The 22,488-nt window shown below is 64.2% G+C and carries 20 protein-coding genes and 1 pseudogene; 10 read left to right on the top strand and 11 right to left on the bottom strand.

Going from position 1 to position 22,488, the window contains the following annotated elements; genetic code table 11:
- Positions 1-24 precede the first annotated feature (24 nt).
- Together ABIB00_RS05165 and ABIB00_RS05160 are read left to right on the top strand one after the other, a co-directional pair.
- A complete protein-coding gene (locus ABIB00_RS05165) occupies positions 25-195 on the top strand; it encodes a hypothetical protein (protein WP_247346393.1) in 171 nt (56 codons plus the stop codon).
- 171 nt (positions 196-366) lie between these two features.
- Positions 367-1,749, top strand: coding sequence for an aspartate aminotransferase family protein (locus tag ABIB00_RS05160; RefSeq protein WP_247346405.1), 1,383 nt, complete (start codon positions 367-369; stop codon positions 1,747-1,749).
- Positions 1,750-1,978: 229 nt separating this feature from the next.
- Here the strand turns inward: ABIB00_RS05160 and rnd are convergent, their stop codons facing one another.
- From rnd to ABIB00_RS05150, 3 genes and pseudogenes are all read right to left on the bottom strand, one after another.
- Positions 1,979-3,130: a ribonuclease D gene (rnd, locus tag ABIB00_RS05155; RefSeq protein WP_247346408.1), complete on the bottom strand. Its 1,152-nt coding sequence runs from the start codon at positions 3,128-3,130 to the stop codon at positions 1,979-1,981.
- 366 nt (positions 3,131-3,496) lie between these two features.
- Positions 3,497-3,605, bottom strand: a pseudogene (locus tag ABIB00_RS39055) (LysR family transcriptional regulator); the annotation flags it as partial.
- Between the two features lie 56 nt (positions 3,606-3,661).
- Positions 3,662-5,134: a protein adenylyltransferase SelO gene (locus tag ABIB00_RS05150; protein WP_354103615.1), complete on the bottom strand. Its 1,473-nt coding sequence runs from the start codon at positions 5,132-5,134 to the stop codon at positions 3,662-3,664.
- 196 nt (positions 5,135-5,330) lie between these two features.
- Between ABIB00_RS05150 and aspS the strand changes: the two genes are divergently transcribed.
- Positions 5,331-7,169: an aspartate--tRNA ligase gene (aspS, locus tag ABIB00_RS05145; RefSeq protein ID WP_354103614.1), complete on the top strand. Its 1,839-nt coding sequence runs from the start codon at positions 5,331-5,333 to the stop codon at positions 7,167-7,169.
- Positions 7,170-7,212: 43 nt separating this feature from the next.
- Here the strand turns inward: aspS and ABIB00_RS05140 are convergent, their stop codons facing one another.
- Positions 7,213-9,180: an aq_1923 C-terminal domain gene (locus ABIB00_RS05140; RefSeq protein ID WP_354103613.1), complete on the bottom strand. Its 1,968-nt coding sequence runs from the start codon at positions 9,178-9,180 to the stop codon at positions 7,213-7,215.
- 244 nt (positions 9,181-9,424) lie between these two features.
- Here ABIB00_RS05140 and ABIB00_RS05135 point away from each other — a divergent pair, with 244 nt between their 5' ends.
- Positions 9,425-11,734 carry an NADP-dependent malic enzyme gene (locus ABIB00_RS05135; RefSeq protein WP_247346419.1) on the top strand — a complete coding sequence of 770 codons (2,310 nt, stop codon included), beginning with the start codon at positions 9,425-9,427 and terminating at the stop codon, positions 11,732-11,734.
- 220 nt (positions 11,735-11,954) lie between these two features.
- Positions 11,955-12,407 (top strand): DoxX family protein, encoded by a 453-nt coding sequence (locus ABIB00_RS05130; protein ID WP_354103612.1) that lies wholly within the window; start codon positions 11,955-11,957, stop codon positions 12,405-12,407.
- Between the two features lie 11 nt (positions 12,408-12,418).
- On the opposite strand, the gene ABIB00_RS05125 is transcribed toward ABIB00_RS05130, so the two are convergent.
- From ABIB00_RS05125 to ABIB00_RS05110, 4 genes are all read right to left on the bottom strand, one after another.
- The gene (locus ABIB00_RS05125; protein ID WP_354103611.1) at positions 12,419-12,970 is read right to left on the bottom strand and encodes a dihydrofolate reductase family protein; all 552 of its coding nucleotides are present in this window, start codon (positions 12,968-12,970) and stop codon (positions 12,419-12,421) included.
- Between the two features lie 7 nt (positions 12,971-12,977).
- A complete protein-coding gene (locus ABIB00_RS05120; protein ID WP_247346437.1) occupies positions 12,978-13,988 on the bottom strand; it encodes a polysaccharide deacetylase family protein in 1,011 nt (336 codons plus the stop codon).
- A 164-nt stretch (positions 13,989-14,152) separates the two neighbouring features.
- Positions 14,153-14,719: a glutathione peroxidase gene (locus ABIB00_RS05115; RefSeq protein WP_354103610.1), complete on the bottom strand. Its 567-nt coding sequence runs from the start codon at positions 14,717-14,719 to the stop codon at positions 14,153-14,155.
- 101 nt (positions 14,720-14,820) lie between these two features.
- Positions 14,821-16,452 (bottom strand): L,D-transpeptidase family protein, encoded by a 1,632-nt coding sequence (locus ABIB00_RS05110; protein ID WP_354103609.1) that lies wholly within the window; start codon positions 16,450-16,452, stop codon positions 14,821-14,823.
- A gap of 208 nt (positions 16,453-16,660) precedes the next feature.
- On the opposite strand from ABIB00_RS05110, the gene ABIB00_RS05105 reads away from it, so the two are divergent.
- Positions 16,661-17,209 carry a CreA family protein gene (locus tag ABIB00_RS05105; protein WP_354103608.1) on the top strand — a complete coding sequence of 183 codons (549 nt, stop codon included), beginning with the start codon at positions 16,661-16,663 and terminating at the stop codon, positions 17,207-17,209.
- Between the two features lie 31 nt (positions 17,210-17,240).
- On the opposite strand, the gene ABIB00_RS05100 is transcribed toward ABIB00_RS05105, so the two are convergent.
- Entirely contained in the window at positions 17,241-17,450 is a 210-nt protein-coding gene (locus ABIB00_RS05100) for a hypothetical protein (protein ID WP_354103856.1), read from the bottom strand.
- A 414-nt stretch (positions 17,451-17,864) separates the two neighbouring features.
- Here ABIB00_RS05100 and ABIB00_RS05095 point away from each other — a divergent pair, with 414 nt between their 5' ends.
- Both ABIB00_RS05095 and ABIB00_RS05090 read left to right on the top strand, forming a co-directional pair.
- On the top strand, positions 17,865-18,029 hold the full coding sequence (locus ABIB00_RS05095) for a hypothetical protein (protein ID WP_354103607.1): 165 nt from the start codon (positions 17,865-17,867) through the stop codon (positions 18,027-18,029).
- A 34-nt stretch (positions 18,030-18,063) separates the two neighbouring features.
- Entirely contained in the window at positions 18,064-18,429 is a 366-nt protein-coding gene (locus ABIB00_RS05090) for a hypothetical protein (protein ID WP_247443474.1), read from the top strand.
- A 3-nt stretch (positions 18,430-18,432) separates the two neighbouring features.
- Here the strand turns inward: ABIB00_RS05090 and ABIB00_RS05085 are convergent, their stop codons facing one another.
- Both ABIB00_RS05085 and pdxR read right to left on the bottom strand, forming a co-directional pair.
- Positions 18,433-18,678 carry a DUF6719 family protein gene (locus ABIB00_RS05085; protein ID WP_354053025.1) on the bottom strand — a complete coding sequence of 82 codons (246 nt, stop codon included), beginning with the start codon at positions 18,676-18,678 and terminating at the stop codon, positions 18,433-18,435.
- 67 nt (positions 18,679-18,745) lie between these two features.
- The gene (gene pdxR, locus ABIB00_RS05080) at positions 18,746-20,218 is read right to left on the bottom strand and encodes a MocR-like pyridoxine biosynthesis transcription factor PdxR (RefSeq protein WP_354103606.1); all 1,473 of its coding nucleotides are present in this window, start codon (positions 20,216-20,218) and stop codon (positions 18,746-18,748) included.
- Positions 20,219-20,292: 74 nt separating this feature from the next.
- Here pdxR and ABIB00_RS05075 point away from each other — a divergent pair, with 74 nt between their 5' ends.
- Both ABIB00_RS05075 and ABIB00_RS05070 read left to right on the top strand, forming a co-directional pair.
- Positions 20,293-21,018: a pyridoxamine 5'-phosphate oxidase family protein gene (locus tag ABIB00_RS05075; protein ID WP_354103605.1), complete on the top strand. Its 726-nt coding sequence runs from the start codon at positions 20,293-20,295 to the stop codon at positions 21,016-21,018.
- A gap of 54 nt (positions 21,019-21,072) precedes the next feature.
- Positions 21,073-22,350, top strand: a complete 1,278-nt coding sequence (locus tag ABIB00_RS05070; RefSeq protein ID WP_247346510.1) for an ArgE/DapE family deacylase — start codon at positions 21,073-21,075, stop codon at positions 22,348-22,350.
- The last annotated feature ends 138 nt before the right edge of the window (positions 22,351-22,488 follow it).

The raw sequence follows: 22,488 nt of genomic DNA, 5'->3' as shown, positions 1-22,488 counted from the left end.
GCGATCGGCGGATGGAGTGGGACATTGTCACGGGGAGATCAGCTCAAGGAGCTGGCAAGCGACCTGTCGCATGCCGCCGAGGCGGCGCGCCGTCTTGGTTTGTCCACGACGGTATATCTGCTGTCGATGGCGCTGGTGGAAGTGCGGGAAGCCACTGCCGCCGATGGCGATGGGAATGACGACGGCGCGGCGTGAGCGCTGCCCCGTGCAGCTGCCCGATGTGCGGCTTTGTGCAACGCTGCTGAGCGCTTGCCGCCGACGAATTGGCGTTGCAAGTTTTGCGTTGCCGCAATAGCCAAGTGACTGGATCATCGAGTGATGACGCTGGCCGCGCCGGCGACGTGACGCTTTCAAGGATTCTCGCAAATGTCCATGCTGCCCAATTCGCAAGAGGCCCGGGATGTGGCCTACCAGCTCCATTCCTACACCAACGCGCGCGCCCATCAGCAGGCCGGTCCCCTGGTGATCGAACGCGGCGAGGGTCCTTACGTGTTCGACGCGTCGGGCAAGCGCTATTTCGAGGCGATGGCAGGCCTGTGGAGCGTCGGGCTCGGCTTCAACGAGAAGCGGCTGGTCGAGGCCGCGCACAAGCAGATGCTGGCGCTGCCGTTCTACCATACGTTCTCCGCCAAATCGCACGGGCCCTCGATCGATCTCGCCGAGAAGCTGGTGGCGCTCGCGCCGGTGCCCATGAGCAAGGTGTTCTTCACCAATTCCGGCTCGGAGGCGAACGACACCGTCCTGAAGCTGATCGCCTATCGCTCCAACGCGCTCGGCCAGCCGCAGCGCAAGAAGGTGATAAGCCGGATGCGCGCCTATCACGGCGTCACTATCGCGTCCGCCAGCCTGACCGGCCTGCCGAACAACCACCGCTCATTCGACCTGCCGCTGCCGAATATCCTGCACACGGGCTCGCCGCATTTCTACAAGGACGGCGCGCCCGGCGAGAGCGAGGAGGCCTTCGCGACACGGCGGGCCGAGGAGCTCGATGCGCTGATCCAGAAGGAAGGCCCGGACACGATCGCGGCCTTCTTCGGCGAGCCGGTGATGGGGGCGGGCGGCGTCATCGTGCCGCCGGCGACCTATTGGGACAAGATCCAGAAGGTTTTGAACAAGTACGACATCCTGCTGGTCGCCGACGAGGTGATCTGCGGTTTTGGCCGCACCGGGAAGATGTTCGGCTGCGAGACCTATGGTATCAAGCCTGACGCGATCGTGGTCTCCAAGCAGATCACCTCGAGCTATTTCCCGCTGTCGGCGATCCTCCTGAACGAGCGCATGTTCGAGCCGATCGCGGACGAGAGCAACAAGATCGGCGTGCTTGGCCACGGCTTTACCGCGGGCGGTCATCCGGTCGGCTCGGCGATTGCGCTGGAGAATTTGAAGATCATCGAGGAGCGTGGCCTGGTCGCACATGCCGCCGAGCTCGGCGGCTACATGCAAGCCAAGCTGCGCGAGCTCACCAGCCATCCGCTGGTCGGCGAGGTTCGCGGCGTCGGCATGATCGCTGCGATCGAATTGGTACTGGACAAGGGGCGCAAGACCGCAGCGGCGACGCCCGGCGCCGTTGGCGGCATGGCCAGCCGCATGCTGCAGGAGCGCGGCGTGATTTCGCGCAACATGCTGGACGCCATCGCCATCTGTCCGCCGCTGATCGTCACCAAGGCCCAGATCGACGAGCTGATCGCGGCGATCTCAGGCGTGCTGGATGACATGAAGCCGGAAGTGGCGAAACTGACGCCGGCGTAGGCTCTCGCTTCGTACGGCGTTCGGTCTAACACCGTCACCCCCGCGCAACGGCGAAGCCGTTGTCGCTGGAGGCGCTCGCCCCTTTGGCGAGCCTCGAAGGGCGACGGCCCGACTGCGGCAGCGGGGCCGTGCATCCTTCGAGGCTCCCCGTGCGATGCTTCGCACCGCGCGCCTCGCACCTCAGGATGACGGTGCAACACTGTTTTCGCGTTGGCAGTTAGCGACTTGCCTATTCCGCCCGCTGAACCCCGATCACGCGGCCTTTCTCGACCGCCAGCGCCAGCTCGCCGCGCTTCAGTTTCAGTGCGGCTTCGCCGAACAGTTCGCGGCGCCAGCCGCGTAGCGCCGGCACGTCGGCCTCGTCGCTGGCCGCGATCTCCTCGAGATCGTCGACGGTCGCAATCACCTTGCTGGCGACCGCATGGCGCTCCGCGGTCATCCGCAGCAGCACCTTCAATAGCTCCACGATCGCGGCGCCATTGTTATTGTTGCGCGGCTTCTCCAGCTTCGGCAGCGTGGCGGGATCCCGCGCCAGCCCGCGCTCGACCGCGGCGACGATGTCCGCGCCCCATTTTGATTTCTCGAAACCCTTCGGCACGGAGCGCAAGTTTGCGAGCTTTTCGATCGTGTTCGGCGCGTGGGTCGCGATGTCGCTGACGGCCTCGTCGCGCAGCACGCGGCCGCGCGGCACGTCGCGGCTCTGCGCCTCCTGCTCGCGCCAGGCGGCGACCTCCATCAGGACCGCAAGGTCCTTGGGCTTGCGCACCCGCGTCTTGAGCCGTTCCCAGGCGCGTTCGGGGTGGAAGTCGTAGGTCTTCGGCGAGGTCAGGACCTCCATCTCGATGGAGACCCACTCGCTGCGGCGGCGCTTCTTCAGATCGGCATCGAGCGCGGCGAACACGTCACGCAGATGCGTGACGTCGGACACGGCGTAATGCATCTGCTCCTTGGTCAGCGGCCGGCGCGACCAGTCGGTAAAGCGGTGGGTCTTGTCGGGCCGGTGGCCGGCGACCTTCTCGACCAGCGCGTCGTAGGCGATGCTGTCGCCGTAGCCGAGCACCATGGCCGCGACCTGGGTGTCGAACACCGGGTGCGGAATGATGTTGGCCTGGTGCCAGATGATCTCGATGTCCTGGCGGGCGGCGTGGAACACCTTCAGCACGCCCTCGTTGGCCATCAGCTCGAAGAACGGCTTGAGGTCGATGCCCTCGGCCAGGGTGTCGATGACGATCGCTTCCTCGGCGCTGGCCATCTGCACCACGCACAGCAGCGGGTAATAGGTGGTCTCGCGCAGGAACTCGGTATCGACTGTTATGACGGGGTGCTTGGCCAGCCGGCTGCAGGCAGCCGCAAGGTCAGCGGTGGTGGTAATCAAATCCATGAACGGCCCATGACAAGTCCATCAGCCGTTCTGCCGAAAGCGCTGTGATGTCAAGGGGCTCTAAGCGAATTCGAGCCTTGCATTTGGGCCGGAATCGCATTTTCCGACGATAATCCTATTCGTAGCGGACCCGCCGCGAGGGTTTTCGGGCGCAAGGCAGTGCCACCACGACCACGCACATGGCGACCAGCGCCAGTCCCAGGAACTCGAAAACCAACAGATCCATGGCAAAACCCCTCGGAAACATTGCTAAACTTGTCCGGGGCGAATTGAGGGTCTGTTAATTCTCGTGGTTACCGGCGGCGGGCCGGGCCGGATGGTGGACGCGGGGTTAACGGGACTTGAGGCCCACGATCACGTCACGACCGCGGCGGCATCGGCGATCGGCTCGAGATCGTCGAGCCTCAGCCTGCCTGAAGGCATGATCTCGCGTAGAGGCCGGTCTGTTTGGAAACAGCCACGGCCGGACACGCCCCCGCATCATAGGTTACGCCTTCGGCTAATCTGATCCACCCTACGAATTGAACGTCCTCACGTCCCGCAGAACGTCTGCAACACCCGTTGGTCCGGCAGCGGCGGATCGGCGTAGGCCGCGTACTCGGGCTGGTCCTCGTAGGGCTTGGCCAGCACCTTCACCAATTCCTCGAACGGCGCGTAGTCATCATTCACCGCCGCCTGGATCACGGCTTCGACGCGGTGGTTGCGGGGAATGAACATCGGGTTGACGGCGTGCATGGCGGCTTGCCGCTCGGTTGCAGACTGCGGCTCCAGAGCCGTGCGCTCGTGCCAGCGCCTGGCCCACTCGTCGAAGGCTGTGGGGTCCGTGAACTGTGCGCGCGCGGCATCCGCAACGAGACTGCCTGCGGCGTCGCCCAGCTTGCGGAAGGTGAGGGTGAAATCAGCCTGGTTCTTCGCCATCGCATCCAGCAGGTCCTGGATCAGCGCCTCGTCGCCGTCGCGCTCGGTGAATAGCCCGATCTTCCGGCGCAGGCCTGCCTGATAGGCTTTGCTGAAGGTGTCCGGAAATGCGCCAAGGATCTCCTGCGCCTGCTCGATCGCCTTTTCCTGCTCTTCACCAAACAGTGGCAACAGGCATTCGGCCAGTCGGGTCAGATTCCACAACGCGATGCGCGGCTGGTTGGCATAGGCATAGCGGCCCATCTCGTCGATCGAGGAAAACACCTGCGCGGGATTATAGGCGTCCATGAAGGCGCACGGACCGTAATCGATGGTCTCGCCGGAGACGGAGCTGTTGTCGGTGTTCATCACGCCGTGGATGAAGCCAACCAGCAGCCAGCGCGCGACGAGGTCGGCCTGGCGCGCGACGACACCGGCGAGCAGTGCGTGGTAGGGCCTATCGACGCCAAGCAGCTCCGGATAGTGCCTGGCGAGGACGTGGTCGGCGAGCTGGCGGATCGCGTCGGCGTCGCGGCGGACGGCAAAGAACTGGAAGGTGCCGACGCGGATGTGGCTCGAGGCCACGCGGGTCAGCACCGCGCCGGGCAGCGCGGTCTCGCGAATGACGTGCTCGCCGGTGACGACGGCGGCGAGCGAGCGGGTGGTCGGAATGCCCAGCGCGAACATCGCCTCGCTGACGATGTATTCGCGCAGCACCGGCCCGAGCGCGGCGCGGCCATCGCCGCGGCGGGAAAACGGGGTGGGGCCCGAGCCCTTGAGCTGGACGTCGCGGCGGATGCCGTCGTTGTCGATGACCTCGCCGAGCAGGACCGCCCGGCCGTCGCCGAGCTGTGGGACGAATTGCCCGAACTGGTGGCCGGCATAGGCCATGGCGATGGGATCGGCGCCTGCGGGAACCGTCTTGCCGGCCAGGATCTCGGCGCCCTCCGGCGTCTCCAAGACATCAGGGTCGAGTCCGAGCTGGAGCGCCAGCGGCCGGTTCAGCTTGATCAGCCGGGGCGCGGCCACGGGGGTCGGCGCGACGCGGGCGAAGAAGCTGTCCGGCAGCGCCGAATAGGAGTTCTGGAAGGGGAAATGAACCGTCATGGCCTCAAGATAGGCGTGGAACGCCTGATGGCAAAGGCTTGAGCCCAGATTGACCAGAAATGGGCACTTCCAGGCGAAAACAGGGCGTTCCCTTGGTTGCCGCCTTGGGCCTCGTCGGGTAAACCCTGCCGCAACTTTGGACCGGCCGTTTTCGGCAGGTCCGATTCGATCCTCCGACATTGATTTTGGGACGACCATGCATCGCTACCGGTCACATACATGCGGCGCGCTCCGCGAGAACAACATCGGCGAGACGGTCCGCCTTTCAGGCTGGGTCCATCGCGTTCGCGACCATGGCGGCGTGCTGTTCATCGACCTGCGCGACCATTACGGCCTGACCCAATGCGTGGTCGACCCGGACTCGCCGGCGTTCTCGCAAGCTGAAAAGCTGCGCTCGGAATTCGTGGTACGGATGGACGGCAAAGCCCGCCGCCGCCCCGAAGGAACCGACAATGACGATTTGCCGACCGGCAAGATCGAGATCTATGTCAACGAGATCGAAATTCTGGGCCCGGCCGGCGACCTGCCGCTGCCGGTGTTCGGCGAGCAGGAATACCCCGAGGACATTCGCCTGAAGTACCGCTTCCTCGATTTGCGCCGCGAGAAGCTGCACCAGAACATCATGACGCGCGTCGAAATCATCAAGTCGATGCGTCGGCGCATGGAGGGGCAAGGCTTCTTCGAGTTCAACACCCCGATCCTGACCGCGTCCTCGCCGGAAGGCGCGCGCGACTTCCTGGTGCCCTCGCGCATCCATCCGGGAAAATTCTACGCGCTGCCGCAGGCGCCGCAGCAGTACAAGCAGCTCTTGATGATGTCGGGCTTCGACCGCTACTTCCAGATCGCGCCCTGTTTCCGCGACGAGGACCCGCGCGCCGACCGGCTGCCGGGCGAGTTCTACCAGCTCGATGTCGAGATGAGCTTTGTCACGCAGGAAGACGTCTTCGCGGCGATGGAGCCTGTCATCACCGGCGTGTTCGAGGAGTTCGCCAAGGGCAAGCCGGTGAGCAAGAACTGGCGCCAGATTCCGTTCGCCGAGGCGCTGCGCAAATACGGCAGCGACAAGCCGGACCTGCGCAACCCCATCGAGATGCAGGATGTCTCCGAACACTTCCGCGGCTCCGGCTTCAAGGTCTTTGCGCGCATGCTCGAAGACCCCAAGAACCAGGTCTGGGCGATCCCGGCGCCGGGTGGCGGCAGCCGCGCCTTCTGCGACCGCATGAACTCGTGGGCGCAGGGCGAAGGCCAGCCCGGCCTCGGCTACATCATGTGGCGCGAGGAGACCAGTAAGCCGGGCGAGGGCACTCTCAGCGGTTCGCTGGTGCTCAGCGGCTCTCCGGAGAAAACCACAGTTGGTGCGGGCCCGCTTGCAAACAATATTGGACCGGAACGAACGGAAGCGATCCGCGCGCAGATCGGCGTGAAGGAAGGCGATGCCGCCTTCTTCGTCGCCGGCGATCCCGACAAGTTCTGGAAGTTTTCAGGGTTGGCCCGCAACAAGGTCGGCGAGGAATTGAACCTCACCGACAAGGAGCGGTTCGAACTGGCCTGGATCGTCGACTTCCCGATGTACGAGTACAACGAGGAGGACAAGAAGGTCGACTTCTCGCACAACCCGTTCTCGATGCCGCAGGGCGGCTTGGAAACGTTGAAGTCGCAGGATCCGCTGACCATCAAGGCGTTCCAGTACGACATCACCTGCAACGGGTACGAGATTGCCTCGGGCGGCATCCGCAACCACGTACCGGAAGCCATGGTGAAGGCGTTCGAGATCGCCGGCTATGGCGAGCAGGAAGTGGTCGATCGCTTCGGCGGCATGTACCGCGCTTTCCAGTACGGCGCGCCGCCGCATGGCGGCATGGCCGCGGGCGTTGACCGCATCGTGATGCTCTTGTGCGGCACCAACAATCTGCGCGAGATCTCGCTGTTCCCGATGAACCAGCAGGCCATGGATTTGCTGATGGGCGCGCCGTCGGACGCCAGCACCAAGCAGCTCCGCGATCTGCATGTGAAGGTGAGCCTGCCGCAGAAGTGAGGCTGTCTCCGCAATGACGCCGAGAGAGCTGCGCCTCGTTTCCCTACAGCCCCGTCGACGCCTCGATATTGAACTGCGCCAGCGTGCGCTCCGGGTCGGCATTGAAGAGCTGCATCAATTGCATCAGCGGCACCTTCGCGCGCGGCGTGACTTTGATGACGAGCGTCTGGCCCGGCGTTTCGATGAAGCTTGCGACCGCATCCACCGCCGTGCCTGCCTCCGGATTGGCGGCGGCGATATCTGCTCGGTAGGCTTTGACGCTGTCGACGAGTGTCTGGCGCGCGGCGTCGCGGCTGACATTTCGCCCCCGTGCATTCTGCGTCACCGCGGAATCGACGAAACCATTGTCGCGCACTGAGAACTCGAACGCGACAGCCTCAATCCGGGCCGCTTGACCCATCAGTTGGGCGGGATCGGTCGAAAACACTTCGCGTGGTACGTTGCTGAGCGCGATACGCAATTGCACTTTTGCGATCCCGATGTCGAGGGTCGCGGGCGTCAGAACGAAGCTGTTGGACTGTTCTGTCCACGCCGCGCCGAGATCGAGGTCGATCGCGAGCTTGTCGATCCCGCTGAGCATCAATGTGATCTGCTTCGGGTCGGATGGATCGGTGGGCATGACCATCTTGGCGACCGCATGTACCTTGCTCGGGATAGAGCCGATCATCTGTCCCCAGTCCAGGCTGAGCGTGTCGATCGTGACCAGCTTCTTGGTGTTTTTGTAAGGCGCCGACACACCCTTGATCTCCGCGCCCGCGAGCACCCGGAACAGGCCCAGCATCTGATCCGGCGAGGGGGGCTGTCCGGGATGGCTGAGGCTCGCCGCCCAGCGCATAAGGTTCGCGATGCTGAGGGATTTGAGTGCGAAGCGCTCCATCTTGATTTGCCCTTGCGGCGTCGGCGCATCGAGACCTTCGAGCGCGAACTCGCCCTCCTGGTATCTGATGGCCCTGAGCCGGGGCGTCCCTTGCGGGGTCGTCATCGACATGGTGCCGATCTCGATCTTGCCGACGCGAAGGCCTTCATAGAAACCGGCAAGCTTTTCCAGCATCTCGCGCGATTGCGCCGGCGTCGGCGGGACCGAGCTGTCCGTCGGCAGCAGCGCCAGGATCTCGGCCGGCCGGAATTTCGATGGTTGCACCGCCATGTCGGTGATGGCGACCCCATCGACCTGCATCCGGATGCCGAGCGTCGACGTCACGACATAAGTGCCGCTGGATATCTTTCCGTAGACACGATGATAGCTGTCGTCGTTGGCCTTCAGCGGATCGAGCGCGGCGGCGATCGCGGTAGAATCGAAATCATTGATGATGATGTCGGACAACTCGCCGGTCAGCTTGTCCGCCTTGCCCGGCTGCGACACGTTGATCGTGAAACGGGCGCGCTCCGCCTTGATCGCGGCGATCTTGCCTTGGCCGAGCTTCTGGATCGCGAGACCCGAATAGGCGACCTCGCCACTGCCTCCGGTGCTTTTGCCCGCATCGAAGGCGACTGCGAGGGTCGGCGCTATGACGGAAGAAGCCGTCACGTTTGCGTATTGATCGAGCACGAAACGGTACATGTCGATCAGGGAGCCTGACGTCGGCGCGTTCTGAGCATGAATGGGACCGACGTAATCCCGCATGGTCAACTGCGGGACCTTGTAGGAGACTTTCAGCTTCCCCGGGCCGACCTCGTCCAGCGTGACTTCGAAGCCCGAGATATCGATACTGTCCGCGGCGAAGCGCGTCTCCTCGACCTGGCGGATGCCCACGCCCTTGATGGCGGCGATCTTGACATGAGCCTGCGGCTGCTTGGCAGGCTCAACCGCGATATCCTCGATAGTCAACGTCCGGCTCGTGAGCTCGAACGCCACCTTGCCGTGGCTCGCCTTGCCGCCGCCGGAGCGGATCTGCTCGAAGACCGCCTCGATCTCGGCGGTGACGCGATGTTTTGCGTAGAGGCTGAAGCCGAACCATCCGCCCGCGGCCACCACGGCCACAACGATCAGGCCGATCAGGATTCGCTTCATTCCCAGCCCCAGTTGCTCGCGTTGCACTACGCACCTGCCATATTCGCGAAGCAACGCGCGGTCTAGGGAAAGCTAGCGCTATCAGATATTTGACCGCGCGCCCTGTTGATGGGGCCGCAATCGGATGTTGCCACCGGGGCGCCCGCCGTGCTTCATCCCGTTTCCATGACCCGGAAATACCACCGGAAGGCGGGCCGGTCAGGACAACGTAGTTTGAGGCCGGTAACGCGAGGCGAGACACCGCATGTCGTCTTATTCCGATGATCTCCACCAGGCGGCGCTGGCCTATCACCGTCTGCCGCGCCCCGGAAAGCTCGAGATCCAGGCGAGCAAGCCGCTCGCGAACCAGCGCGACCTCGCGCTTGCCTATTCTCCAGGCGTCGCCGCCGCCTGCATGGAGATCGCCAAGAACCCGGCGGAAGCGGCGACGCTGACGATCCGCTCCAATCTGGTCGCCGTGGTCTCGAACGGCACCGCCGTGCTTGGTCTCGGCAATATCGGCCCGCTGGCCTCGAAGCCGGTGATGGAGGGCAAGGCGGTCCTGTTCAAGAAATTCGCCGGCATCGACGTGTTCGACATCGAGATCGCCGCCGACACTATCGATCGCGTTGTCGAGACCGTGGCCGCGCTCGAGCCGACCTTCGGCGGCATCAATCTCGAGGACATCCGCGGACCGGAGTGCTTCGAGATCGAGGCGCAGCTCAAGGAGCGCATGAAGATCCCGGTCTTCCATGACGACCAGCACGGCACCGCGATCATCGTTGCCGCCGCCATCACCAATGGTCTCAGGCTGAACGGCAAGAAGCTGTCCGACGTCAAGATCGTGGCGTCGGGGGCAGGGGCCGCAGCGATCGCGACGCTGAACCTGCTGGTGTCGATGGGCGCGCAGCGCAAGAACATCTGGGTCTGCGACATCGACGGCCTCGTGCACGAGGGCCGCAACACCACGATGGACCGCTGGAAGGCGGTCTATGCGCAGAAGACCGACAAGCGCACGCTGGCCGACGTGATCGGCGGCGCCGACATCTTCATCGGCCTGTCGGCACCGGGCGTGCTCAAGCCCGAGATGGCCAAGGTGATGGGCGACAAGCCCCTGATCATGGCGCTCGCGAACCCGACGCCGGAGATCATGCCGGAAGAGGCGCGCAAGGCCCGCCCTGACGCCATGATCTGCACCGGGCGCTCGGACTATCCGAACCAGGTCAACAACGTCCTGTGCTTTCCCTTCATCTTCCGCGGCGCGCTCGACGTCGGCGCCACCGCGATCAACGAGGAGATGAAGCACGCCGCCGTGGAGGCCATCGCACAGCTCGCGCGCGAGGCGCCGTCCGATGCGGTCGCGCAAGGCTTTGACACCGGCGAAACGCAGGGTTTCGGACCGGGCTCGCTGATCCCGAGTCCGTTTGATCCCCGATTGATCCTGCGCATCGCGCCGGCGGTGGCGAAAGCGGCGATAGAATCGGGCGTTGCGACCCGGCCCATCACGAATTTCGACGAATACACCGCGCTGCTCGAGCGCTTCGCCTTCCGCTCCGGCCTCGTCATGAAGCCGATGTTCGCCAAGGCCAAGACCCAGCCGGTGCGCGTGATCTACGCCGAAGGCGAGGACGAGCGCGTGCTGCGCGCCACGCAAGTGGTGCTGGAAGAGAAACTGGCGACGCCGATCCTGGTCGGACGTCCGTCGGTGGTCGAGGCGCGCATCAAGCGCTTCGGCCTCTCGATCAAGGCCGGCAAGGACTTCGACCTCATCAATCCCGAGGACGATCCGCGCTACCGCTCCTACGTGCAGTCCTATGTCGAGGTCGCCGGCCGCTGCGGCGTCACGCCGGATGCGGCGCGGACGGTGGTGCGCACCAACAACACTGTCATCGCCGCGCTCGCGGTGGTGCGCGGAGAGGCCGACGCCATGCTCTGTGGAGTCGAGGGCCGCTACATGAGCCATCTGCGCCATGTCCGCGAGATCGTCGGGTTCTGCCCGGGGATCAGCGACTATGCGGCGCTGGCGCTGCTGATCACGAGCAAGGGCGCCTTCTTCATCGCCGACACCCAGGTGCGGCCCAATCCGAGCGCCGAGGAGCTCGCCGAGATCGCTTCGCTCGCGGCGGTTCACGTCCAGCGCTTCAACATCAAGCCGAAGATCGCCTTTGTCTCGCATTCGGATTTCGGCAGCTACGACACGGACTCCTCGCGCAAGATGCGCCGGGCAACCCAGCTCCTGAAGGAGAAGCATCCGGAGATCGAGGCCGACGGCGAGATGCAGGGCGACACCGCCCTCTCAGCCGCGGCGCGAAAAATGGTGCTGCCGCACTCCAAGCTCGAGGGTGAGGCCAACATCATGATGATGCCGAGCCTCGACACCGCCAACGTCGCCTATCAGATGATCAAGTCGCTGGCGGACGCGCTCCCCGTCGGCCCGATCCTGATCGGCCCGGCGCGCCCGGCCCACATCCTCACCCCGTCGGTGACGGCACGTGGCATCCTCAACATGACCGCGGTGGCCGTGGTCGAAGCGCAGGAGCGCGCGGCCCGGCAGCAGCCGACGTTGTTTACCTAAGGCGAACTGAAGCGCCGCCGGAGGTGCAATCCCTTCTCCCCTTGTTGTGGGAGAAGGTGGCGCGAAGCGCCGGATGAGGGGAAGTTCGTGCGCGGGGCTATTTTTGAATTACTTGCAGTTAGCGATTTCCCCGTTTGTAAACCGGCGAATGACTCTTCATAATCGCTCGGTGCTTTCGTCAAGGTTGCGATTTCAGAAAGCCTGAGCCAAGAGGCCGATCATGCCAGCGTTCGTGACTTTCGGGCGAATCCTGTTCGCCGTGCTGTTCATCTACACGGGCGCGGCAAGACTGTTTGCCATGCAGGCGACGGTTGATTTCATCACCGCCAAGGTCGTGGTGCCCGAGATGATCGCGCCTTACGCCAAGCAGATCGAGACGGCGACGGCCATGTCCACGCCGCAACTGCTGGCGATCGCGGTGGGCGTGCTCGAGATCATCGCGGGGGTGATGATCGCGCTGAATTTCGGCGCGCGCTTCTTCGCGATGCTGATGATCATCTATGTCGCGGTCGCGACCTTCCTGTTCTACGACTTCTGGAACCAGGCGGCGCCCGAGAACGCCAAGATGCTGGTCGACGCGCTCAAGAACCTCTCGATCATCGGCGCGCTGTTCATGATCATGGGCTACGGCCGCGCCACGCGTCCGGCCGAGGCGGCCTACGGGGACGTGTGAGGCTAAACCACCTACGTCCTACGCCACGGCGTGACGGTCACGTCATGCGCCGCATCGAGCAGATACGGCGTGCCCGGCTTCATCCCGTGTGACGCAAGCACCTCGTGCGGCGTCCGCGCCGGTACATCCACAAAACAGCCTTCGCCGCCGGGCAGCCGCAGATGGGGGGCTTCCGACAGCCAGAACGTGTCGTAGCGGTCCATGAACATGTCGAACACGACGGGGCCGCCGATGATCGCGATGGTGCCGGAGGCGACATCGGCGAAGGCGCAGGCCTCCTCGAAGCGCGCATGATCCGGATTCCACAATGTCGCGTTCGGCATCTCGGGATCGACGGTCAGAGCCTTGATCTTGCGGGTCAGGATCAGGCGCTTGCGCTTGGGTGAATTCGGCTGCTGCTCGTGGGAGTGCCGGCCGTGCACGACCAGCGCGGCGCGATCGAGCGCCTGTTCGAAGAACAGCTTGTCGCCTTCGAACTTCAGGCTGTCTGGCATGACGTGCACCGGATCGGCGAGCATGCCGTCCGCGGAGACGATGACGTAGCCTTCGAAGCGGAAAGACAATTGCCGGCTATTCGGAAACTGTCGTGACGACGCTGTTGACCGGCCGGGTGCTGACTGTCGGCAGCTTGACGTCCTTGAGCAGTTCCTGATCGTATTCGGGCAGCGACGAAGCCGGGAACTTGGCGCGCATCGCCACCACCTTGTAGCCGCCCGCCTTCAGGCGCTTGAGCAACTCGGGCAGGGCCTCCGCCGTATGCTTCTGGAAGTCGTGCATCAGGATGATGCCCTTGCCCTTGCTGTCGAGCTTCTTCATCACGGTCTCGATCACCTTCTCGGGCTTCGAGGCCTTGAAGTCGAAGGAGTCGATGTCGCAGGAGAAGATCGCGACGTTGCGGTTGCCGAGATAGGTGACCATCTCCGGCGGGTGCTGGAGCGCCGGGAAGCGGAAGAACGGCGAGGGCGAGATGCCGCCGAGCGCCCATTTCACCGCGGAAAGACCCTTCTCGATCTCTTCCTTGCGCTGCTGCTCGCTGAGCTTCTTGTTGTTGAGGTTGGCGTGCGACCAGGTGTGGGTACCCACGGTGTGGCCGGCCGCGTAGACCTGCTTCAGGATCTCCGGCTCATAGGTCGCGTGCTTGCCGATCGAGAAGAAGATGCCGGTGGTGCATTCGTCGGCGAGCGCCTTCAGCACCGCGGGTGTGTTCTTCGGCCATGGACCGTCGTCGAAGGTCAGCACCACCTCCTTGTCGCGCAGGAAGTCGAGCTCCTTGAAATGCTCGAAGCCAAAGCCGGGGCCACCCGTGGTGTCGATCTCGACGGTGCGGGCGACGCCGAGTGCGCCGGGCGTGTTGCAGGCGGCACGGGCAGGCTGCGGCGCTTGCTTCGGCGGCGGTGGGAAGGCCGGTTGCGCCGGTGCGGCGGCTGCAGCCGCGGGAGCAGCAGGTGCTGGAGCGGGCACTGCGGCGGGTGCCGCCTGGGTAGCGGCTGCAGGTTTTGCCGCGGGGGTCTGCGACCAAGCCGCGCCTGTCAACGCAACTGACATCGCGCTTGCCAAAATCAGTCCTGCTGCCACACGCATGGTGTTGTCCTCGAGATTGATCCCGTTGTTCTGCCGTGGCTTTTCGCTTCCGGCAAAACCATCCTGCCCCAAACAATCCTAGCCTAGATGGTGGGCCCTCGCCATTGCAACGGCTGTTTGGCGCCTCACCACAATTGTGCCCAACCGGATTGGGCTGCGGCCCGTCAGCTGTCGGCCAGCGTCTTGGCGATTGCCGTCTTGATCCGCGTGTCGGCCGGCTCGACCGTGGATGCAAAGACGTCGGCGATGTAGCCGTCACGGCCGATCAGATATTTGTGGAAGTTCCATTTCGGGACCTCCTTTGGCCGCGCCTCTGCCGCCCATTTGTAGAATGGATGCGCCTTCGCACCGACCACGACGGCCTTGGCCGCAATCGGGAAGGTAACGCCATATTGGTGGTGCGCGGTCTCAGAGATCTCGCTGGTGCCGCCGGGCTCCTGTCCGCCAAAATCGTTGGAGGGAACGCCGATCACTGTGAGCCCGCGTTCGCGAAACTCGCTCCAGATTTCTTGCAGGCCGGCATATTGCGGCGTGTAACCGCAGAGCGAGGCGGTGTTGACCACCAGCAGCGGCTTGCCGGTGAAAGCCGCAAGGCGGATGTCGTCGCCTGACAATGCAGGGAAGGAAAAGGCGTAGGCCGGTATACGGCTCATGCCGCCGTTGGCCAAAGCGCGCGTTGCGGATGCGGCCGTCGTCAGAAGCGCGGCGAGCATGGTCCTGCGGTTCAGCATGGCGGCGTCCCCCGACCTGATCCGGGACTCACCTTACTCCGCCGCGGCGATCAGCCTGCTCAACACCACGTTATCTGACGCGATCTGACGCGGCGAACTGCTCAGTAGAGCCGCACGATGAAGTCGGTGCCTTCGCCAGTCTCGCCCTGGTTGATGCCCTGATCGGAGATGATGATCGATCCGCCCGACGTCAGCATCTCGTTGATCTTGACCATGATGTCGGCAGGGATCGAGACGCGGTCGAGCGCCTCGGCCGGGCTGTCCGGTGTCACCACCGGCTTGATGGCGACGGGGATGACGGCGGCACCACTCTGGCGGCGTGTCGCGCGGCCGTCATCTTCGCGCGCGGCAGAGCGGACGGACACTGGCAAGGACACCACCGACCAATGCAGCGCATTGGCATCGGCTTTGTCGACTTCGGCGGTGAAGACATGCGTGCCGAGCGGCCGATCGCTCGCTGCGATCGTGACGGGCACCTCGAATAGCGGCGCAAAGTTCTGCCGCACGTAGAGCTTGGAATCCTTGCGGCTGATGAAGACAGCGATCTGGCCGGCGCGCTTGGGCGCTTCCGGCTTTGCGGCCGGCGCCGGATCGGCGGCGCGGGCTTCGTCCTTCTTGACGTCGGGCATGGCGGCCTGTGCCGGCGCGGTGGCCGGTGCATCGGACGTCTTCGCGGGCTCGGACTTTGCGGTGTCAGACTTGGCAGCCTCTACCTTGTCGGCGGGCTTGTCTTCGACAGCCGTCGAAGCTTTGGGTGCCTCCGCGGCTTCGACAGGCTTCGCTTCGGTGCTTGCGGGTTCCTGTGGTTTGGCCGCGTCAGATGCCTCAGCGGTCTTGGTCTCAGGCTTTGCCGTCGGCTCGGTCTGGGTCGATGCCGCGGCTTCGCCGCGGGTCGGCGCATTGCCGGTGGTCACGTCCGACATTACGGTGTGGCCTACCGACGAGCGCAGCTCGAGCGCGCCGTCGGCGCTGGCGGTCTTCGTTTCAGCCGGCTTGGCTTCGGCGGCCCAGGTATTGGCCGCGTCCTTGTCGGCCTTGTCGCTGGCATTGGTCTGCGGCTCCAGGCTGGCCGCGGGTTGCGGCGGCACGCGCACGGAGGCGAGCAGCGGATGTGAGAAGTTCTGCGGCGATATCTGGCGGGGCGAAACGATCACGCGCGCGCCCATCCTGGTCCAGTTCCACATCTTCACCGCGAACGCCATCGGCATGCGGATGCAGCCATGCGAGGCCGGATAGCCCGGCAGCACGCCGGCATGCATGGCGATGCCGGACCACGTGACCCGCTGCATGTACGGCATCGGCGCGCCGCTATAGATGTTGGAGTGGTGGAATTTGTGCTTTTGGATGACACTGAACACACCCATCGGCGTCGAATGGCCCTTCATGCCCGTCGACACCGGAGATTCCGCGAACACGCCGTTGGTGTCGTAGACCGTGACTCTCTGCCGGTCGATCGAAACGACGATGACGAGAGGACCTTGCGGTTTCGTGCCGGCTTCTTTCTCGGCAACGACGCCTTTCTTGCCGGCCGCGCCGCGCTTCTGTGGCTTCTGGCGCGGGACTTCGGAATGGCGCTCCTGGCGCCCATAGAACCCGTCGGAATAATCGGTCCAGTAATAAAACGCTGCGTCTGCCTGGCTTGCGGTACCGATCGCACCCGCCGCCGTCAAAATGGCGACCTGCCAAAGCCGCGTCGGTTTGGCAGAAAAACCGGACCCTTTCACGCTATTCATCTTCCAATCCACAATCCAAATCAGATGTTAGTCTCTCAGAGGGGATACGCGTTCACCAGCACGGCAGTTCTGCCATCAGCTACTTTTGTCCAAACCGTAGCAAGAAAGCCTCACGGAGCGGTAAACGGCGGGCGTGTCGGATTGCGGGCCGTCTTCCCGATCGGCCGCCATATGCCTACATTGCAGGGACTTGTTACCGGAGAACTTCATGTCATCTCGTTTCCCCGGTCTTTCCGGCATCCGCTTGAAAGGCCTCGCTTTATTCTTCCTGGCGCTGACCGGGTCGGCAATGTCCGCCTCCGCCGCGGACGAGCCCGATCTGATCTTCCGCCGATCGACCGTGTTCAAATGGATGAGCCCGAACGACAAGCTCGCGACCTACGGGTTGGACGATCCTGAGGTCGAAGGCGTGGCCTGTCATTTCACGATACCGGAGAAGGGCGGCTTCAAGGGCTGGTTGGGCCTTGCCGAGGAGGTTTCGGACATCTCGCTCGCCTGCCGTCAGGTCGGCCCGATCAAGTTCAAGAACAAGATGGAGCAGGGCGACGACATGTTCCGCCAGCGCCGCTCGCTGTTCTTCAAGAAGATGCAGATCGTTCGCGGCTGTGACGCCAAGCGCAACGTGCTGATCTACATGGTTTATTCGGACAGGCTGATCGAGGGTTCACCGAAGAACTCGACCTCGACCGTACCGATCATGCCATGGGGGCCTGCGGACGCAAACGTCCAGAAGTGCGGCGAATTCTTCACTCAGTGACGCGCTTGCGTTCACTCAATGACGTTTGCGTTCACTCAGTGATGCCTGCGCGGCAGGCGCGGGGCTTAGCAAGATGCGAGCCGGTCAGCCGCACGAACATCTGTGGCACGGCCTCAAAGCCGCGGCTCGATTGCAGCACCATTTCGCCCGACGAGGTGGCGCCGCTGCGAACGGGTCGTTGATCTCCGCGGTCTGTCCGTAGGTCCGCATCGCGCGGCGTTGCGCGATCTTGCGCCATCATGATGGCCATTCCTCAAATGAACGCGCCCGGTGATCCGGACTCCAGGTTTCGATGGCTTGGGTCGCAGCCGAAGCGCCCCCGGTTCAACAGGGCCCAGCCTTCGTTCGGCTTCTCTTCAGCAGAAAAACGTAAAATGCATGTGAAGCGTGTGAGGCGGGACCATGACGGCGTCTATCGTCCGGGGTACGTCCGAGATCGCACGGAACCTGCCAACGACATTGGGCAGCGGCTCGACCCATTTGAAAAGATTGATATTTTCCGTCGAATGTGTCGTCGCCCCGAGCGGGACGAAACAATTCTCACGGAGATGAAACCATTTTCGGTCTTTGGCGCATCACACGCGAAACCGCCCATGGTTATCAACCTCACAACGACGACGGTTCACCGCCGGCCACCGAATTCGGAGACAAGTCCATGCGCACGCTCAGCCTCATCCTTGCTTTTGGTTTCGTGCTCGCCGGCTCCTCGTTCGCAGGCTCGCCGGACGGCAATCTCCCGGGTGTCGGCACCTTCCGGTACAGCGGCTCGCCAATCACGACCACTACGCCGCAGCCGATCGTGGTCGCCGCGCGCTTCTGATCGCCAACAAAAAAATCAGCCGATAAAGGCCATCATGCTTGTTCGTTTCGGCGCTGCGGCGTTCATATCCGTTCTGACGATCAGTGCCGCCCAGGCCCAGGTGCGTTCGCCCGCGAGGCTGCCGGATCCGCGCACCGAATTCGTGCGTCAGTGTGCGCCGCGCATGCTCGGGCGCTGGGAACATCCGGAGGAAGTCTGCGGCTGCCTGCACGACCATGCCGCCGCGGTCGTCGAGGATCGGGATTTGCGCGAGGCGCTGCTGCGCGGCATCAGCGAGACCGGCGTGCCGACGATCGAGACCGATTGGGTGCCGACGTCCAAGCAAGGCGAGATCGGGCCGACTTTCACCAAAATCGCCAAGCCGACCCTGCAATGCATGTTCGATCCGGCCAAATCGTAGCCGTCACCTCGATCTTGGACCGTGTCGCGGCACGCAGACGCTGGTCCGCGCCACGCCCTTCTCGGTCATCTTGGCGCCGCGCACTTCCTTGATCTGTCCAGCGGGGCAGGTTCCGTCATCCACCTGCACGCGCTGGCCGAGCTTGAGATCGACGATGTCCTGCTCGCGTCCGATCGTGCCTGCGCGCGCCGTCGCGGCGAGTGCGATGGAGATCAGGAGCGAGAGGTAAGTCGCACGGCGCAGCAGCATGGTGTGAGGTCCCAGCATCAATGCCGCAATGTAGGGAGCGGCCGCCGATTCTCATAGTGAACGTTCGTCATGCCCGCCGGGCCGGCTTGCTCCTCGCACGCAAGGCCGCGCGCGATTCCCGCGCGAGCCGCTCGGCGGAAGCCACGAGCTTCGGAACCGAGTGGCCGGAAAATCCCAGCACGAAACCGGGCAGGGGACGTGCCCGTGAATAGGTGTCGGCCAATAGCCAGCCTTCGGCGCCGGCGGCCTGCTTGGCTTCTGCGGCCACAGGCAGGTCGACCGAGGGCTCGAACCGGGCGACGAGATGCAGGCCCTGTGACGGGACCGGCACCGACAGCACGCCGTCGGATGCGGCTTCCAGGGTCTCGGCCAGCGCGTCACGCGCCTCGCGGTACAGCTTGCGCACCCGCTTCAGGTTCGCGGCAAACGCGCCGGAGTTGAGCATGTCGGCCACCGCGCCCTCCATCAGCGTGCCGGGAAACCGGTCGAGCGCGGCCCGCGCGGCGGTGACATCCGCGATCAGGCGCTCGGGCAGGGCGCAATAGCCGATGCGCAGGCCCGGAAACAGCGTCTTGGCGAAGGTGCCCATGTAGATCACGCGCTGGAGGTGATCGATGCCGGCAAGCGACATCAGCGGCGCGCCGTCATAACGGAACTCACTGTCGTAATCGTCCTCCAGCACGAAGGCGCCAGCCTGCTTCGCCCAGTCCAGCAGCTCGAGCCGCCGCGGCATCGACATCTGCACGCCCAGCGGAAACTGGTGCGACGGCGTCACATAGGCTGCGCGCGCGGACCGCGCCGCATTGCGGCCCCTGGCGACACGCATGCCGTGCGGGTCGACGGGAACGGGCACGGCGCGATAGCCGCAATGCGCGATGGTTTTCCGCGCAGCCGGGTAGCCGGGGTCTTCGCACCAAACCTGGTCGTTCGGCTTCAGGATCGCGCTCAGCACGATGCGCAGCGCGTGCAGCGTGCCTGACGTTAGCATGATCTGATCGGGATCGCAGCGCAGGCCCCGCGCTGACAAAAGATGATCGGCTATGGCGGCACGCAGCTCGCGGCTTCCACGAGGATCGCCGTAATGCAGATGCTCCGCGCCGAAGGCGCGCATGCGCCGGCCGACGAAGGCGCGGAAACGCTGCACGGCTCGCGCGTCGATATGGGTGCAGCCGAGCGAAAACGCGCCTTGCCCCGGCGTTTCGACGATGATCTTCGGCCGCTTCGGCTCGGCCGCGCGCGCGGGGATACGCGCGGCGACGAACGTGCCGGAGCCGACGGTGGCGTCGGCAAAGCCGTCGGCGATCAGGCGCTCATAGGCGGTGACGACGGCGTTGCGCCGAAAGCCGGTCTGTTTGGCCAGCGTGCGCGACGGCGGCAGCGGCTCGCCGGGTTTCACCAGGCCGCCGACGATCATCTCGCACAGTGCCTGATACAGCCGGTGCGCCGACGAGGCGGCGGCCGTGATGTGCGGACCGGTGAGGTCGAGCGGCAGCTCGGCCTTGGCCGGCGAAGGGACAGAATTGGTCGGAATTTTTTGCATGGAATTGGCACTATCGCAGACCAAACCCAGGGCTACAACTGCTCGGGAATTGTACCAGTCCGACAGGAGCGGCCGTGAGCCAGACCGAGAGCCAAAATTCCTATCCGACGTCCGCGCGCAACCAGGTGAAGCGCCGTCACGACCGCGGTTTCTACGATCACGATACCGTTCATCGCATCCTGGATTCCGCGATGCTCTGCCATGTCTCTTACGCGATCGACGGCCAACCCTATTGCACACCCACTTTCTTCTGGCGCGAACGGACCAAGCTGTACTGGCACGGATCGAGCGCCAGCCGCATGCTGCGCAACCAGACCAAGGGCGAACGCGTGTGCCTGACGGTCGCCCATCTCGACAGCCTGGTGCTGGCACGCTGCGGGTTCAATCACTCGGCCGACTACCGTGCGGTGATGGCGTTCGGCACCGCCTATCTCGTCACCGATCCAGAGGAGAAAGAGCGCGCGGTGATCGCCATGGTCGACCGCTTCTTCCCGGATCGCACCGCAAGCCTGCGGGCGACCAATACGCAGGAGATCAAGGCGACCTCCTTCATCGCGATGGAGATCGAGGAAGCCTCCGCGAAAGTCCGTGCCAAGGGTGTCGCCGACGATGACGAGGACTACGAATTGCCGATCTATGCCGAGCGCATTCCGGTGCGCACCGTGCTCGGCGCGCCGGAACCTTGCCCGCGGCTGCTCGAGGGCGTGAGCCGGCCGGCGACACTGAATGGCTATTCCGAGGGCCGGCTGCTCGAAGATGCATTGCGGGATGCCTATTTTGCAGAGTACCCGAACGGCTGAAATCGGCTAGCTTGCGCTCCATCGATGATCTGAATGCCCAATTGGAGTTGCCTGATGAATGCCGAAACGCAGCAGAGGATTCTTGGCGCCGTCGACGCCGGCTTCGAAGCCCAGCTTGCGATCACAAGCGATTTCGTCGCGATCCCCTCGACCCGCGGGGCGGAGGGACCGTGCCAGGACATGATCGGCGACCTTCTGCGCGAGCGCGGCTACGAGGTCGACGACTGGCACATCAATGTCGACGACCTCAAGGATTTGCGCGGCTTCGGGCCCATCGAGCATGACTTCTCGAAGGCGCGCTCGGTGGTCGGGACCTATCGTCCGCAAACGAATGGCGGCAAATCGCTGATCCTGCAGGGCCACTGCGACGTCGTGCCCGCGGGGCCGCTGGAACTGTGGGACACCCCGCCATTCTCGCCCGTCATCAAGGACGGCAAGATGTTCGGCCGCGGTGCCTGCGACATGAAGTCGGGCACCATCGCAGCCCTGTCAGCGCTCGATGCGATCAAGGCCGCGGGCCTCAAGCCGACGGCGCGGATTCATTTCCAGTCCGTGATCGAGGAGGAGAGCACCGGCGTCGGTGCGCTCTCGACGCTTCAGCGCGGCTATCGTGCGGACGCCTGCTTCATCCCTGAGCCGACCGGCGGCAAGATGGTGCGCTCGCAGGTCGGCGTGATCTGGTTTCGTCTGCGCGTGAAGGGCCATCCGACCCACGTCGCCTTCGCCGGCTCCGGCGCGAACGCAATCATGGCTGCCTATCATTTGATCCAGTCGCTGCAAAAGCTCGAGGTCGAGTGGAACGAGCGTGCGAAAGCCGATCGGCACTTCAAGACGCTGAACCATCCCATCAACTTCAACCCCGGCATCATCAAGGGCGGCGACTGGGCTTCCAGTGTGCCGGCCTGGTGCGACGTCGATTGCCGCATTGCAGTGTTGCCGGGCTGGTCGATCGCCGATCACCAGAAGGAGATCATGGCCTGCGTTGCTGCTGCCGCGCGCAACCACCGCTTCCTCGCCAACAATCCGCCGGAGATCGAATGGTCGGGCTTCTTGTCGGAGGGGTATGAACTGACTGACGCCGCCGCGCCCGAGGCGGCGTTCGGCAAGGCCTTCAACAGCGTCTATGGCGGCGAGGTCGAAGACCTCGTCTTCACCGCGCTCACCGACACCCGCTTCTATGGCCTCAATCACGGTATCCCAAGCCTCTGCTTCGGCGCGAGCGGCGGCGAGATGCACGGCTTCAATGAATTCGTCGATCTGGACTCGCTAAGGAAGACGACCAAGGCGATGGCGCTGTTCATCGCGGATTGGTGCGGGGTCGAGAAGGGGTAGGTCTCGTGTCCCGGCTCTGCGGCGTAGCGCGAAGCTGTGCGCCGCAGAGCCGGGACCCACGTCACCGCACACGTTGGACCCCGGTTCAGCAGCGCACCGCTTCGCGCTGCGCTGCGCCCGGGGAACGAACCAGACAAA

The organism is Bradyrhizobium sp. LB14.3 (assembly GCF_040547985.1).
GTDB lineage: Bacteria > Pseudomonadota > Alphaproteobacteria > Rhizobiales > Xanthobacteraceae > Bradyrhizobium.
The sequence above is the reverse complement of the archived record's forward strand: the minus strand, read 5'-3'. Positions and strand labels throughout refer to the sequence as shown.